Genomic DNA, 14,845 nt, shown 5'->3' on the forward strand with positions numbered 1-14,845 from the left:
CGGCCCCACCCCCTGGCGCCGCGCTCCCGCCCCCGGGGGCCGCTCACCGCCGGGGGGGGGGCCTTAGCCCCCCCGGGGGCGGGGGCCACTGCTGAGCAGTGGCCCCGGCCCTCGTGTTTCGTGCTGTGCGGTGGTGCGCCGCGTCCGTCGTCAGGCGGACTTGCGGCTGTCCCGCGGATGCACCGCGATGTTCATGGCGCCGGACCGAAGGACCGCCAGGCGCTCCTCCAGGACCTCTTCGAGTTCCTCTCGAGTACGGCGCTCCATGAGCATGTCCCAGTGCGTACGCGCCGGCTTGCCCTTCTTCTCCTCAGGTCCGTCGCCGTCTACCAGGAGTGCCTGGGCCCCGCAGACCTTGCACTCCCACTCCGGCGGGATCTCCGCCTCGACCGAGAACGGCATCTCGAAACGATGTCCGTTCTGGCATGCGTACTCCACGGCCTGGCGCGGAGCCAGGTCGATGCCGCGGTCGGTCTCGTAGCTTGTCACCACGAGACGCGTGCCGCGAAGAGCTCGCTCACTCATGAATCGTGCCTCCCGGGCTTGTCGCCCACAGGACAGGTGTCGCTGTCGTCGTCATCCGGTCAACGTCCGGTCGGCGGTAAAGATTCCCGTTCAGGGTCATGCGTCGCCGTCGTATGCCGCCCCTTGTTGTACCCACCAGCGCCCGGTTTGTCACATCTGGCAGCAGATGTCACCCAGCGTTTCTGACGCTCCAGATCGCAGTAACGGTCCGCCTGGCAGGCCAAACGCGTACACTACCGCCCTTTGCCCTCAGTTGCTAAATCTTCTCGGTACGAGGTTCCCCCGCGTCGCGCGCGAAGCGGCGGTCGACCACCCGGATCCCGGCGGGGGCAAGGGCGCGGGCGGGGCCGAAGTGGCGCAGGAAGAACTGGGCGAGCGGGCCGATGGCGAGCGCGTACAGGACGGTGCCCGGGCCGACCGTGCCGCCGAACGCGAAGCCGGTGGCCACGACCGTCACCTCGATGAGCGTGCGCATCAGGCGGACCGAGCGGCCCGTGCGCCGGTGCAGGCCCGTCATCAGGCCGTCACGCGGTCCGGGGCCGAACGCGGCGGTGATGTACAGGCCGGTCGCCACACCGTTGAGGACGACACCGGTCAGCAGCAGGGGGACGCGGACGGCCAGGGTCTGCGCCTGCGGCAGCAGCGCCAGCGTGGCGTCCATCGAGAGACCGCAGACGAAGACGTTCGAGATCGTGCCGAGACCCGGCCGCTGGCGCAGCGGGATCCACAGCAGCAGCACCGCCGCGCCCACGGCGATGGAGACCACGCCGATCGACCGGCCCGTCAGCTCGGACAGGCCCTCGTTGAGCACGTTCCACGGCTCGGGACCGAGCCCCGCGGCCACCATCAGCGCGGAGCTGGCGCCATACAGCGTCAGACCGACGTACAACCGCGCCAACCGACGCACGAGCTGTGGCTTCATCCCGGACAAGTGGTGCTCCCCGCTGGTGACAGTGGCATGACGCATGACACCCTGTGGCTTGGAAGTAGACCGCGACCATGGCCAATCCGGGGAAGGTGGACTGGGAATCATGGCTCAGTGGACTTCGGCGATGGGCTCGACCCAGCTGGCCCGGCTCCTCGCCTCCCAGCAGGCACGCCCGAGCGGCACGGGCACCCGCCGCCCGCCCGCCTACCGCGCCCTGGCCGACGGCATCCGGCTGCTCGTGCTCGAAGGCCGCGTCCCGGTCGCCGCGCGCCTGCCCGCCGAACGCGAACTCGCGGTGGCGCTCGCCGTCAGCCGCACCACCGTGGCCGCCGCCTACGAGGCGCTGCGCACCGAGGGCTTCCTGGAGTCCCGCAGGGGCGCCGGCAGCTGGACCGCCGTCCCCGCCGGGAACCCGCTGCCCGCGCGCGGGCTCGAACCGCTGCCGCCCGAGGCGCTCGGCTCCATGATCGACCTGGGCTGCGCCGCGCTGCCCGCGCCCGAGCCCTGGCTCACCCGCTCCGTGCAGGGCGCCCTCGAAGCGCTGCCGCCGTACGCCCACACCCACGGCGACTACCCCGCGGGGCTGCCCGCCCTGCGCGAGATGCTCGCCGAGCGCTACACCGCGCGCGGCATCCCGACCATGCCCGAGCAGATCATGGTCACCACCGGCGCGATGGGCGCCATCGACGCGATCTGCCACCTCTTCGCGGGGCGCGGCGAGCGCATCGCCGTCGAGTCCCCCTCCTACGCCAACATCCTCCAGCTGATGCGCGAGGCGGGCGCCCGCCTCGTCCCCGTCGCCATGGCCGAGGGCCTCCAGGGCTGGGACATGGACCGCTGGCGGCAGGTGCTGCGGGACGCCGCTCCCCGGCTGGCGTACGTCGTCGCGGACTTCCACAACCCCACGGGCGCGCTCGCGAGCGAGGACCAGCGCCGGCAACTGGTCGAGGCCGCCCGCTCGGCGGGCACGGTCCTCGTCGTCGACGAGACGATGAGCGAGCTGGGACTCGACCCGGACCTCGACATGCCGCGGCCCGTCTGCGGCTTCGACCCCGCCGGCTCCACCGTCATCACCGTCGGCTCGGCGAGCAAGGCGTTCTGGGCGGGCATGCGCATCGGCTGGGTGCGCGCCGCTCCCGACGTGATCCGCAGCCTCGTCGCGGCACGCGCGTACGCCGATCTGGGCACCCCCGTCCTGGAGCAGCTCGCCGTGAACTGGCTCCTGAACACCGAGGGCTGGCAGGCCGCCGTGGACCTGCGCAGGCAGCAGGCCAGGGAGAACCGCGACGCGCTGGTCACCGCCGTGCGCCGCGAGCTGCCCGGCTGGGAGTTCGAGGTGCCGCGCGGCGGCCTCACGCTGTGGGTGCGCACCGGCGGCCTGTCGGGCTCGCGGCTCGCCGAGGTGGGCGAGCGCGTGGGGGTCAGGGTTCCGTCCGGGCCGCGGTTCGGTGTCGACGGGGCCTTCGAGGGGTACGTGCGGCTGCCGTTCACCGTGGGCGGCGCGGTGGCCGACGAGGCGGCGGCGCGCCTGGCCGCCGCGGCCCGCCTCGTGGAGACGGGCGCCGGCACGGGCGCGGAGGTCGCGCATCCCTTCGTGGCCTGAGGACGCCCCCCGCCGCGACGCCCCGCTGGTTCGGCTCTGCCCTGGGCTGGGCTCCCGCCGGTGTCAGCTCCCGCCGGTGTCAGCTCCCGCCGGTCTCGGCTCCCGCCGGCGCCAACTCCTGCCGGTCTCGGCTTCCGCCGGGCTGGGCTTCCGCCGGTGTCGGCTTACGCCGGGCGGGCTCCCGCCGGCGCCAGCTTCCGCCGGGCTGGGTTCCCGCCGGTGTCGGCTCCTGCCGGGCTGGGTTCCCGCCGGTGTCGGCTTCCGCCGGGCTCGGCTCCCGCGGGTGTCGGCTTCCGCCGGGCTGGGCTCCCGCCGGGCTCGGCTCCCGCCGGTGTCGGCTTCCGCCGGGCTGGGTTCCCTCCGGCGCCAGCTCCTGCCGGTCTCGGCTTCCGTCAGGCTCGGTTCCCGCCGGTGTCAGCTTCTGCCGGGCTTGGCTTCCGCCGGGCTCGGCTCCCGCCGGTACCAGCCCCCGCCGGGCTCGGCTCCCGCCCGCCTCAGCTCTCCGCGGCGACCGGGGCCGGCTCGGTGACCTCCTGGAGTTCTTCGGCCCGCTGTTCTGCGATCTGCTCCGTGATCTGTTCCGTGGGGCCCGTCTGCGGGGCGGTGCTCCGTTCCGGCAGCAGGTCCAGGACCGCGCGTCGGTGCGCCTCGCTCGTCGCGTCGTCGTACGGGTCGGGCGTCGCGGGAACCTGGAGGCGGTGCACCGGACCGGTGCCGAGCCGGGCGTAGCCACGCCCGGGCGGGACCTCGGACGTGGGCGTCGTGTGGGGCGGCGCCCCGAGGACCTCCTCCAGCCGGCGGGCACCGGCGGGCCCGAGCACCACGCGCGCGCGGGTGTGCTGGCGCACGGCGTCGCTGAGGGCGTCCAGGCAGTCCAGCTGGTCCGCCACGGCCACCGTCACGTTCGCCGCCCTGCCGTGCCGCAGCGGGACCTGGAGCAGCGACTGGGGATCGTCGCGCCCGTCGGCGGCCGCGAGGTGGCCGAGGGCGCTCGGCCGGTCCAGGAGGATCCACAGGGGGCGCTTGATGTCCTCGGGCGCCGAGTGGCCCGCCTGCCGGGCGCGGTTGGCGGCGATGAGCCTGCGCTCGGTCTCATGGGCCGCCCATTCGAGGCTCGCGAGCGCTCCGGCGACCCCGCATTCGATGGCGAGGACGCCCTCGCGGCCCGTCAGGCAGGCGTAGTCGCCGGTGCCGGTGCCCTCGACGACGAGGACATCGCCGTACTGCAGCGCCTGGAGGGCGATCGAGCGCAGCAGTGTGGTGGTGCCGCTGCCGGGCTGGCCGGCGATCAGCAGATGGGGCTCGGTGGAGCGGACGCCGGTGCGCCAGACGACGGGGGGCACGTCGCGGCACTGCTCGCCGTCCGTGACCGGCAGGGTGCGCCGCACGTCCGTCTCGTCGGTGAAGCCGAGGACGGTCTCCCCGGGGGCGGTGACGAAGCGCTGGGCCGCGATGTCGGTGGGGAGCGGGGGGAGCACGCTGACCGTCAGTTCGTTGCCCTCCTCATCCCACGCGAAGTGGTATTCGCGTCCGCGGCCCGACTTGGCGTGCAGCAGTTGTTCGATCCGCGCGCGGGACTCGGCCTCGCCGTCCGTGAAGTACGCGGGGTAGTGCACGACGAGCCGGGAGATCCGTCCCGTGTCGTCGAACGTGTAGGAGGGGAAGGCCTTGTCCCACGCGCCGCCGTGCGCGAAGAGCGGGTCGGGGTCCTCCGGGACGGAGAAGTAGGGGACGAGCGCTTCGTAGAGCGACTGCAGCCGCTGTGCCTGTGCCTCGTCCGGGCCGTCCGGCGCGGGCGGGTTGCGCTCCCGGCCGGTCCACGCGCAGGCCCCCATCAGACAGATCCCGGCGAGCAGGGGCCCGTAGGGGACGAGGGCCACCACCAGAATCACGGAGGCCACCAGGAACAGCAGCGGTCCGCGCTTGTCCTTCGGGGTCTCGGCCCACCTGCGCCGCCCGGCGGCAGCCAGCCGGCGCAGTCCACGAGCGATCGTGATCAGCGGGTGGAGAACGTCGGTGGCGCTGTCGGCGGCCGACCGTGCCAGCTCCCGGCTGCGCGCCAGGGACGCGGTGCCGTTGCTCAGGATGCGGGGGAGTGGGGGCCTGGCCACGTCAGTCTCCTGGAGGTGCGTGCGAAGGAAGGGAGCCTCAGAACTTGATGCCGCCGAGGAGGCTCGCGAGGCTCGCGCTGCCGGCCTTGATGCTCGGGGCGATGGCGGTGCCCGCCAGGAAGAAGCCGAAGAGGGCGCAGACCAGGGCGTGGGAGGCCTTGAGGCCGTCCTTGCGGAAGAAGAGGAAGACGATGATTCCGAGCAGTACGACGCCCGAGATGGAAAGGACCATGACGGTTCTCCTGATGTGGTGGGGACAGTCACCATGAGTTCTTCCAGGTTCACAGCATGTATCCATACGACAAAAGGTGCAAAAGAGTGAAATTCCCGGAATTTCCCTCGAATGGCAGAGCCCTTTCGGAGCTGTCGAAGAGCGGGCCGGCGGGTCTCGCGTGCGTGCCGTGATCTCTGCCTCGGCCGGGCCGCGTCATGTGCCCGCCCGGGCAGTACCCTGTCGATTCACTCGTACGGCTGCACCCGCAGCGCATCCCGGAAAGGCGGACACCCCATGAGCGAAGCCCCCGACCCCGAGGTCGTGGAGCTGGCGACCAAGATCTTCGATCTGGCCCGGCAGGGGGACACCGCGGCGCTCACGGCCTACGTGGACGCGGGTGTCCCGGCCAACCTCACCAACGACAGCGGAGACTCCCTGGTGATGCTGGCGGCCTACCACGGGCACGCCGACGCGGTCCGGGCCCTCCTGGAGCGCGGCGGCGACGCCAACCGCGCCAACGACCGGGGGCAGACGCCGCTCGCCGGAGCCGTCTTCAAGGGCGAGCAGGCGGTGATCCGCGCCCTCCTGGACGGCGGGGCCGACCCGGCCGCGGGGACGCCGTCGGCGCTGGACACCGCACGGATGTTCCAGAAGACGGAGCTGCTGGAACTGTTCGGGGCGCTCTGAACGGGTAACCGGGCAGCAGTGACGGGGGCGCTGGAAATGTGGTCGCGGCGGACATGACCGCCGGGTCATCATGACGACGTGATTCACGGACGCGACGGTGGGGCAAAAGGCGCCGAACCGCGTGGTCCGTGAGCGGCCCGCCCCCGGACCTCGGTCCGGGAACCCTTAAGGGCCACCGACGAGAGGCAGAGGAAGATGGTCTTCGACAAGCAAGAGACGGCGGGCGGCCCGACGTGTTGGCGTGCGGCCAGGTAATGCGTGATTCCCGGTTGCGTCGACGCTTGATGTGAGGCTGTTTCCCATGTTCGATCCGGTCATAGCGCCCAGCGGTACGCTGCTCGGCCTGCTGCAGCGGGGCCGCGGCGACGGCACGCTGCACGCGCTCACGGCACCCCGCTCCGAGGCGCTCGCCGCCCTCGACCACTGCGTGCTCAACGATCCACGCCACGACTGGCAGGTGGAGAACCGCTCGCTGTACTACGCCCGGCTCTACCTCGACCTGCACGGCGGGCTCGGCGAGATCGAGCGGCACCTCTTCGACGCCGAGGACGCCCTGGACCCGGACGACTCGCGGACCGGGCTCGCCCTCGCCGTCCTCGGGCACCTCGCCTCGTACGGCAGGCCCGACGCCCTCGCGCTCCTAAGGCGGTACGCCGCCCACGGCGTGAACTGGGCCTGGGCCCTGGACGAGCTGGCCCTGCGTGACGACGACGCGGGCCTGCGCGCCCTCGCCGCCCCCGTGCTCGCCAGGTTCCCCGCCGACGCGCAGGGCGAGGCCGACCTGGCCGCCGCCGTCCGCGACGCCTACGAACCACGGCCCTGGCGGCTGTGGGAGGAGGACCCCCGCCCCGAGATCGGCGCCCGCGTGCGGGCCGCGCGGGAACAGGGCTCCTTCGACCGCTGGCAGCGCCAGATGCGGCCCGCCGGACCGCGCCCCGGATGGAGCGTCCAGGCCGTCTTCGACTGGGCCCAGGAGGGCCTGGAGCGCGGTGCCGTGCTGCATGTGCCCGCCGCCCGCTGCCTGAGCGCCGTCGCGGGACCCGAGGACCGCCCGGCGATCCTGAAGGCCGCCCGCGCCGGCTCCGACGGCGCACGCGGCGCCGCCCTGCGCTATCTCGCCGACGCCCACGACCCCGAGGTCTTCGACCTCATCGAGGGGGCCGTGGAGAGTCACTCCCCGGCCGTCGTGGAGGCCGCGACCGAGGCCTTCGAGCGGATGCGCGGCGTCGCCGCCGTCGAACGGGCCCGGCGCTGGGCCTACCGCCCCGACGCCCTGGGCGCCGCCGCCGGCCGCGTCCTCGCCTGCCGCGGTGGCGCGCAGGACAGCGAGCTCGTCCTCGCCGCGCTGCGCGAGGCGGTCCGCGGCGAGGGGCCCGACGCGCCCACGCTGTGGACGCTCGTCGACGGCGCGGGACGCCTCGGCATCGCCTGCGCGGCCCCCGTGCTGCGCCACGTCTACCGCGAGACCGCCTCGTCCCAGCTGCGCGGCCGCGCCGCCCGCGCGCTCGCCGCCACCGACCCCACCTTCGCCTCCGGCTTCGCCGTCGAGTGCCTGTGGGACTGCGAGGAGACCACCCGCGGGGTCGCCGCACGGCACGCCGAGACCGGTGACGCCCGGGTCGTCAACCGGCTCCGCAGGCTCGCCGCGGACCCCGCCGAGGAGGACGAGGTACAGACCGCGGTACGCAGCAGGATCGGCCCCGACGCCGACGCGCCCGCCGTGTAGCGCCCGCCGCGCCGCGCCGTGCGGCCGGGCCGGTCACCGCCGGCCCGTGCCCAGGAAGCGCACCGGCGTGCCGGGCGCCGCCTGGGCGGCCGCCGCCAGGTCGGCCTCCCGGACGACCGCCACCACCGGATAGCCCCCGGTGGTCGGATGGTCGGCGAGGAAGACGACGGGCCCGCCGTCCGGCGGCACTTGTACGGAGCCGAGCACCATGCCCTCACTGGGCAGTTCGCCGTGGACCGCGCGCTCCAGCGGCGGACCCTCGGTGCGCAGTCCGATGCGGTTGCTCGCCGAGGACACCCGGTACGCGCGCGTGGTGAGCGTCTCGAGCGCCGCCCGCGTGAACCAGTCGGCGCGCGGGCCGAGCGTCACCCGCAGCACCAGCACCCGGGGTGGGGCGGGCTGTGGGACGCTGTCCACGCGCGCGTGCGGCCCGGCCGGGGCGCCGAGCGGCAGCACCGCCCGGTCCGCGAGCGGGGGCGGACCGAGCCCGGAGAGCAGGTCCGACGAGCGGCTGCCGAGCACCGCCTCGACGGCCACACCGCCGTCGAAGGCGACGTAGGACCGCACTCCTTGGACGGCACCACCGACGTCCAGGACCGCCCCCGCCGGCACCCGTACGGGCGCTCCCCAGGCGGCGGGCCGGCCGTCTACGGTCACGGGGCAGGGCGCGCCGCCGACGGCCACCGTCACGGGGCGGCGGGGGCGCACCGCGCAGCCGTTCAAGGTGGTCTCCAGGACGGCGGCGTCCGCAGCATTGCCCACCAGGCGGTTGACCAGGCGGGCGGCGGGGAGGTCCAGGGCGCCGGAGCGCGGGACCCCGAGGTGCGCGTACCCGGGGCGCCCCAGGTCCTGCACGGTGGTCAGCGCGCCGGCCCGCACGACGGCGAAGGCCCGGTCCGTCATCGCCGCTCCCGGGTGGCGTCCGGCGCGTCCGAGGGCGGGCCTTGCGGTACGAAGCGGACGCGCACGCCGGGAGAGAGCAGCGCGGCGGGCACGCGTGTGTGGTCCCACAGCACGGCGTCCGTCGTGCCGATCAGCTGCCAGCCGCCGGGCGACGCGCGGGGATACACCCCCGTGTACGGCCCGGCGAGGGCGACGCTGCCCGGGGGGACCGAGGTGCGGGGCGTGGCCCGGCGCGGCACCTCGTAGCGCTCGGGCAGCCCGGTCAGATACCCGAACCCCGGCGCGAACCCGCAGAAGGCGACACGGAAACGCGCCGCCGAGTGGATCCGGGCCACCTCGGGGACGCCCACGCCCCAGTGCGCGGCGACGTCCGCGAGGTCCGGGCCGTCGTACCTGACCGGGATCTCCACCACGGCCCCCGCGCGCGCGGGCAGCGGCGGAATGCCCCACCCGGGCAGTTCGGCGCGGACCCGGGCGGGCTCGTCCAGTCCGTCCAGGAGCACCGTGCGGGCCGCCGGGACGATCTCGCCCACCCGCAGGGAGCCGGCCGCGCGGCGGCGCAGCAGTTCCGCGTGGAGGGCCTGGGCCTCGGCGCCGTCGGCGAGTTCCACGAGCAGGGCCCGCTCGCCCACCGGCAGGACCCTCACGCGAAGGCCTCCACGCGCACGCCCGCCGACTCCAGGCGGGCCCGGACCCGGCGGGCCAGGTCCACCGCGCCCGGCGTGTCGCCGTGCAGACACAGCGACCGCGCGCGCACCGCGATCTCACGGCCCGTGCGCGAGGTGACCCTCCCGGAGCGTGCCATGTCCAGGGACCGTTCGACCACGGCGTCCGCCTCCGTGATGACCGCGCCCTCGCCGCTCCTCGGTACGAGCGTGCCCTCCTCGGTGTAGGCGCGGTCCGCGAACGCCTCGGTGACGGCCGGGAGCCCGGCCCGCCGCGCCGACTCCAGGAAGCGGGACCCGGGCAGCCCGAGGACCGGCAGCGAGCCGCCGGCGAGCAGCACGCCCTCGACGACCGCGCGGGCCTGCTCCTCGTCGTGGACGACACGGTTGTAGAGCGCGCCGTGCGGCTTCACGTACGACACGCGCGTGCCGGCCGCCCGGGCGAAGACCTCCAGGGCGCCGACCTGGTACGCCACTTCGGCCGCCAGCTCCTCCGCCGGCACGTCCATGGCGCGCCGCCCGAAGCCCGCCAGGTCGCGGTAGGAGACCTGCGCGCCGATCCGGACCCCGCGCTCAGCGGCCCGGTCGCACACCCTGCGCATGGTCACGGGGTCCCCGGCGTGGAAGCCGCAGGCCACATTGGCGCTGGTGACGACGGACAGCAGTTCCTCGTCGTCCGTCAGGTGCCAGCGGCCGAAGCCCTCGCCGAGGTCGGCGTTCAGATCGATGGAGGTGGTGCTCATCCGCGCGGGTCTCCTGGGTTCTCGGCGGCCGGTGGGGTTCTCGCCGGTCGGGCGGTTGTCGACGGTCGGGCGGGTTCTCGGCACCCGGGTACGGCGGTGCCGCGGGCCTCGGCTCTCAGGTCACGCGGTACTGCTCGTCCCGGGCGTCCGTGATGAACATCCTGCCCGGCGCGTGGGTGATCGCGAAGGGAGGCCTGGACGCCATCACGGCGGCCTGCGGTGTCACCCCGCACGCCCAGAACACCGGGATGTCGTCCGGCCCGGCCGCCACCGGGTCACCGAAGTCGGGCCGGGTGAGGTCCTCGATGCCGAGCCCCGCCGGGTCGCCGCAGTGCACCGGGCTGCCGTGCACCGCGGGCATCAGGGCGCTCTCCCTGATGGCGGCGGCGAGAGCGCCGGGCGGGACCGGGCGCATCGACACCACCATGGGGCCGCGCAGGCGCCCCGCCGGGCGGCAGGGGCGCGCGGTCACGTACATCGGGACGTTGCGGCCCTGCTCGACGTGGCGCAGCGGCACCCCGGCGTCGGCCAGCGCCCACTCGAAGGTGAAGCTGCACCCGATGAGGAACGACACCAGGTCGCCGCGCCAGCGGCCGACGACGTCCGTGGGCTCGTCGGTCAGCTCACCGTGCTCCCACACGCGGTAGCGGGGCAGATCCGTGCGCAGATCGGCCCCCGGGGCGAGCGGCGTGCTCCAGGAGCCCGCGTCCGTGGCGTCGAGCACCGGGCAGGGCTTGGGGTTGCGCTGGCAGAACAGCAGCATGTCGTACGCCCAGTCGGCGGGGACGGAGACGAGGTTGGCCTGGGTGAACCCCCGCGCCCGGCCCGCGGTGGGGCCGCTCTCGCCGGCACGGAAGGCGGCGCGCGCCATCGCGGCGCCGGTCTTTTCGGCGGTCACAGGAGTTCCCTCCCCCGCGTCTCCGGGAGGCCGAAGAGGGCGATGACGGCGAGGCCGTAACCGAGTGCCCCGAAGATCAGCGCGCCGCCGACGCCCCAGCTGTCGGCGAGGAAGCCGACCATGGTGGGGAACACGGCGCCGACCGCGCGGCCGGTGTTGTACGTGAAGCCCTGGCCCGTGCCGCGCACGGCGGCCGGATACAGCTCGCTGAGGAAGGAGCCGAAGCCGCTGAAGATCGCGGACATGCAGAAGCCGAGCGGGAAACCGAGCACAAGGAGAAGGCCGTTGGCCCCGTCCGGGATGTTCGTGTAGGCGAGGATGCTGGCCGCGGAGAGGAAGGCGAAGAGCGTGATGTTCCGTTTGCGGCCGAGCCTGTCGGTGAGATAGCCGCCGGTCAGATAGCCGAGGAAGGCACCGGAGATCAGGAAGGTGAGATAGCCCCCGGTGCCGACGACGGTCAGGCCGCGCTCGGTCTTCAGATACGTGGGGACCCAGGTGGCCAGTGTGTAGTAACCGCCCTGCACTCCGGTGGACAGGAGCACCGCGAAGCACGTGACGCGCAGCAGCCCCGGCTTGAAGATGGCCGTGAAGGACCCCTTGTGGGCGCTGTCACGACGTTGGGCGGCCGCCTCCGGGGCATCGTGCACGTTGCGGCGCACGTAGATCACCAGGAGGGCGGGCAGGGCGCCGGTCCAGAACATCACGCGCCAGGCGAGGTCGTCGTCCAGGAACTGGAAGACCACGGTGTACACGATCGCGGCGAGCCCCCAGCCCACGGCCCAGGCACTCTGGATCGCGCCGAGGGTGCGGCCCCGGTTCTTGGCGGTGGCGTACTCGGCCACGAGGATCGCGCCGACCGCCCACTCACCGCCGAAGCCGAGGCCCTGAAGCGCACGGAAGACCAGCAGCGTCTCGTAGTCGGGCGCGAAACCGCAGGCGACGGTGAAGACCGCGTAGGTGACCACCGTGATCATCAGCGCCTTCACGCGCCCGATCCGGTCGGCGACCACACCGGCGACGGCGCCGCCCACGGCGGAGACGACGAGGGTGACGGTGGTGAAGAGCCCGGTCTGGCCGCTGTCCAGGCCGAAGTACGCGGCGAGCGCCACCATGCTCAGCGGCAGCGTGAAGTAGTCGTAGGAGTCCAGGGCGTAGCCCCCGAAGGCGCCGGCGAAGGCCCGGCGGCCGCGCGGGCCGAGCGCCCGCAGCCAGCCGAACGCCCCGCTGTCGTCGGGGAGTCCGCCCTGGTCGCCACGCACGCCGGCGGGTACGCCGTCGCTCGTCTTGGCCGGGGTGGCCTGGGGTGGTGGAGTCGTGCTCATGGGCACCTCGCAGGAGAAGGACGGGGAGGGTGCTGGAGCGGGGATCTGGTGCCACAAGGTAGAGGATCGTTGAACGATCCCTCAATACCTGTGTTGTTTCGTCCTCGCTTCTGCGATTGAATCCGGGCATGGCTGAGGGGATGGCTGGAGTGGGCGAACTGGCCGACGACCGTGCGCTCCTGGGGCGCACCAGTACGGCGGAGAGGGTCGCGGACATCCTCCGGAGCCGCATCGCCGAGGGGTACTTCCCGCCCGGCACGCGACTGTCCGAGGACAGCATCGGCGGGGCGCTCGGCGTGTCCCGCAACACCCTGCGCGAGGCGTTCCGCCTGCTCACGCACGAGCGGCTGCTGGTCCACCAGCTCAACCGCGGGGTCTTCGTGCGGGTCCTCACGGTCGAGGACGTCCGGGACATCTACCGCACGCGCCGCCTCGTGGAGTGCGCCGTGGTCCGTGGTCTCGGCGAGCCCCCCTTCGCGCTCGACGGGGTGGCCGGAGCCGTCGCCGACGGCGTGCGGGCCGCCGCCGAGAAGGACTGGAAAGGCGTCTCCACGGCCAACATCCACTTCCACCGGGAACTCGTCGCCCTCGCCGGCAGCGAGCGCACCGACGAGCTGATGCGCAGCGTCTTCGCCGAACTCCGCCTGGCCTTCCACGTGGTGGCCGATCCGCGCCGCCTCCACGAGCCCTACCTCGAACGCAACCAGCGCATCCTCGACACCTTGCGGGCGGGCCATGCGGCGCGGGCCGAACGCCTGCTCGCCGCCTACCTGGAGGACTCGCTCGCGGGCCTCGTCGAGGTGTACGGGCGCCGGGTGGCCGAGAGCGGCTGAAAGTCGCCGTACGCGGGCGGCTGAGGCGGACGTTCCGGTGCGGCGGCCCCGGCCGGGGAGCCGGTCGCTTCTGCGCCGTTTCGACCGTTGTCAGACCGAGGACCTAGTCTGTGCACCGTGACTTCGCCTGCCGTTACGGACACCGCTCCGCCCCAGCTCAGCGCGGGGCCGAGGCCCGCCACGGGCCCGGCCGCCGACGAGGGCCTGGCGCGCCGCCTGCGCGCCCTGGCCTGCACGGCTCCGCTGCACGACCTCGACGTGCGCAAGGCCAACCTCGCGGGCGAGTACTCGGTCTACGCGATGGCCGAGGTGGCCCTGTCCGCCATCGACCTCGTCACGCTCACCATGGACTTCGACACCGGCGCCGACCACGAGCAGATCGTCGCCAGGCTGTTCCCGCGCGTCGCCGCGCAGGCCCCCGAGCGCCCCGCCGCCGAGCACGAGCGCGTGGCCCGCTGGGTCCTGGAGAACCTGATCAACGTCGGCAGCGTGGACCGCGGCTTCCGCGCGGTGTACGGCACCTTCGCGCCCGACGGGACGTACGTCCGCAGGGACTACGACTTCAAGCTCCTCGAAGAGGTCCCCGGGTACGGCGGCAGCGTCTATCTGCGCACGACCGACGAGGCGGTCAACGTCCTGGTGGGCGCCCTCGACACGGACGTCACCAGCGCCCAGATCGCCGCCGAGGTGAAGCTGGAGGTCCTCATCAGCCGCGGCAGGCTCGCCGACGCCCAGCTCGCCGCCGAGCAGGCCCGCTACCGGACCGTGCAGTACTCGGAGACGCTCCGCAAGGCCCTCGACGCCACCCGGCGCAACGTCCGGGCGGTCGACTGGCTCCAGGCCGTCCCCGACATGATCGCCGAGGCGCTCGACCACGTGGCCGACCGCTACCGCCACGAGAACGCCATCCTGACCAACATCCGCAAGGCCCGCGACGAGTCCGAGGACCCCGAGCAGAAACGCCGCGCCGCCGAGCTCGTCGACATCGTCAAGGACTGCATCCGCCGCCACACCCAGCTGCAGTCCCGCCTCCTCGAAGCGGGCCCGCTCTTCCGCGCCGAGCAGGACCGGCAGGCCTTCGCGACGCCCACAGCGCGCGCGGGGCTCGACCTGTACGGGCAGCTCCTCGCGCCCATCCTGCCGCTCCCCGCCGAGCGGGCGATCCGCGTGACGGACGCCTTCTTCGCGCGCGGCACCGGCCTGCGCACCCCCGTGTCCGTACGGGTGGGCGACCTCGTCGACATACTGCTCACCCCGCCGACGGAGCGCGAGCACCTCGGCGCGGAGATGCCCGAGCCCGACCTCATCGCCACCCCGGACGACAGCCGCTTCAGCGAGGAGCAGCTGGCGAGCGCCATGGAGTTGCTGACGCTGCCCGCCGACGCGCCGCGCCGCCTCTCCGGTCTGCTCGCCGAAGCCCGCCTGCGCGACCCCGAACTGCCCTACCTGGTCGCCCTCCTCGCCGTCCACGCGGCCAGCCCGCCGGTGGGCACCGCCTACCGCCAGGGCGAGGAGAAGCTGCTCTTCGCCGTGGACGACGGCACCGAACTGGACGACGAGGAGTTCGGCGGCGCCGACCTCATCGTCGGCACGGCCCTCCTGGACGCCGCCGGCATGGCGGCCGACCGCAAGGAGGCGTCGTGAACTCCCGTACACGCAGGTGCCCCTCCCGCACCCCAGGGCACCC

At 73.7% G+C, this 14,845-nt stretch carries 14 protein-coding genes; 5 read left to right on the plus strand and 9 right to left on the minus strand.

The genetic code is table 11. The annotated features are described in order from the left end of the window. Positions 1 to 150: 150 nt before the first annotated feature. Entirely contained in the window at positions 151 to 525 is a 375-nt protein-coding gene (locus tag ABZ385_RS31170) for an RNA polymerase-binding protein RbpA (protein ID WP_030360404.1), read from the minus strand. 256 nt (positions 526 to 781) lie between these two features. Then, a complete protein-coding gene (locus ABZ385_RS31175) occupies positions 782 to 1,492 on the minus strand; it encodes a hypothetical protein (protein ID WP_358701017.1) in 711 nt (236 codons plus the stop codon). A gap of 64 nt (positions 1,493 to 1,556) precedes the next feature. On the opposite strand from ABZ385_RS31175, the gene ABZ385_RS31180 reads away from it, so the two are divergent. Next, a complete protein-coding gene (locus ABZ385_RS31180; RefSeq protein ID WP_358588069.1) occupies positions 1,557 to 3,056 on the plus strand; it encodes a PLP-dependent aminotransferase family protein in 1,500 nt (499 codons plus the stop codon). A gap of 494 nt (positions 3,057 to 3,550) precedes the next feature. Here ABZ385_RS31180 and ABZ385_RS31185 read toward each other — a convergent pair whose 3' ends face one another. Then, positions 3,551 to 5,167 (minus strand): hypothetical protein, encoded by a 1,617-nt coding sequence (locus tag ABZ385_RS31185; protein ID WP_358913988.1) that lies wholly within the window; start codon positions 5,165 to 5,167, stop codon positions 3,551 to 3,553. Positions 5,168 to 5,204: 37 nt separating this feature from the next. Beyond that, positions 5,205 to 5,399, minus strand: a complete 195-nt coding sequence (locus tag ABZ385_RS31190) for a hypothetical protein (protein ID WP_030560547.1) — start codon at positions 5,397 to 5,399, stop codon at positions 5,205 to 5,207. Between the two features lie 276 nt (positions 5,400 to 5,675). Between ABZ385_RS31190 and ABZ385_RS31195 the strand changes: the two genes are divergently transcribed. Beyond that, a complete protein-coding gene (locus tag ABZ385_RS31195; protein WP_358913989.1) occupies positions 5,676 to 6,068 on the plus strand; it encodes an ankyrin repeat domain-containing protein in 393 nt (130 codons plus the stop codon). 301 nt (positions 6,069 to 6,369) lie between these two features. Continuing rightward, the gene (locus ABZ385_RS31200; RefSeq protein ID WP_358913990.1) at positions 6,370 to 7,794 is read left to right on the plus strand and encodes a HEAT repeat domain-containing protein; all 1,425 of its coding nucleotides are present in this window, start codon (positions 6,370 to 6,372) and stop codon (positions 7,792 to 7,794) included. A gap of 33 nt (positions 7,795 to 7,827) precedes the next feature. Here ABZ385_RS31200 and ABZ385_RS31205 read toward each other — a convergent pair whose 3' ends face one another. The 5 genes from ABZ385_RS31205 to ABZ385_RS31225 all read right to left on the minus strand — a co-directional run bounded on the left by ABZ385_RS31205 (position 7,828) and on the right by ABZ385_RS31225 (position 12,325). After that, positions 7,828 to 8,697, minus strand: coding sequence for a biotin-dependent carboxyltransferase family protein (locus tag ABZ385_RS31205; RefSeq protein ID WP_358913991.1), 870 nt, complete (start codon positions 8,695 to 8,697; stop codon positions 7,828 to 7,830). Then, positions 8,694 to 9,344: an allophanate hydrolase subunit 1 gene (locus tag ABZ385_RS31210; RefSeq protein WP_358588079.1), complete on the minus strand. Its 651-nt coding sequence runs from the start codon at positions 9,342 to 9,344 to the stop codon at positions 8,694 to 8,696. The genes ABZ385_RS31205 and ABZ385_RS31210 overlap by 4 nt, the downstream gene beginning before the upstream one ends. Continuing rightward, on the minus strand, positions 9,341 to 10,105 hold the full coding sequence (locus ABZ385_RS31215; RefSeq protein ID WP_358913992.1) for a 5-oxoprolinase subunit PxpA: 765 nt from the start codon (positions 10,103 to 10,105) through the stop codon (positions 9,341 to 9,343). Before ABZ385_RS31215 ends, ABZ385_RS31210 begins: the two co-directional genes overlap by 4 nt. 115 nt (positions 10,106 to 10,220) lie before the next feature. Beyond that, positions 10,221 to 11,003, minus strand: coding sequence for a putative hydro-lyase (locus tag ABZ385_RS31220; protein WP_358913993.1), 783 nt, complete (start codon positions 11,001 to 11,003; stop codon positions 10,221 to 10,223). Next, on the minus strand, positions 11,000 to 12,325 hold the full coding sequence (locus ABZ385_RS31225) for an MFS transporter (RefSeq protein WP_358913994.1): 1,326 nt from the start codon (positions 12,323 to 12,325) through the stop codon (positions 11,000 to 11,002). Before ABZ385_RS31225 ends, ABZ385_RS31220 begins: the two co-directional genes overlap by 4 nt. A 128-nt stretch (positions 12,326 to 12,453) precedes the next feature. Between ABZ385_RS31225 and ABZ385_RS31230 the strand changes: the two genes are divergently transcribed. Then, on the plus strand, positions 12,454 to 13,158 hold the full coding sequence (locus ABZ385_RS31230) for a GntR family transcriptional regulator (RefSeq protein WP_358588085.1): 705 nt from the start codon (positions 12,454 to 12,456) through the stop codon (positions 13,156 to 13,158). 117 nt (positions 13,159 to 13,275) lie between these two features. Beyond that, positions 13,276 to 14,802, plus strand: coding sequence for a hypothetical protein (locus tag ABZ385_RS31235; protein WP_358588087.1), 1,527 nt, complete (start codon positions 13,276 to 13,278; stop codon positions 14,800 to 14,802). Positions 14,803 to 14,845: the final 43 nt, after the last annotated feature.

The organism is Streptomyces sp. NPDC005898 (assembly GCF_040629635.1).
In the GTDB taxonomy this organism is placed as follows: Bacteria; Actinomycetota; Actinomycetes; order Streptomycetales; family Streptomycetaceae; genus Streptomyces.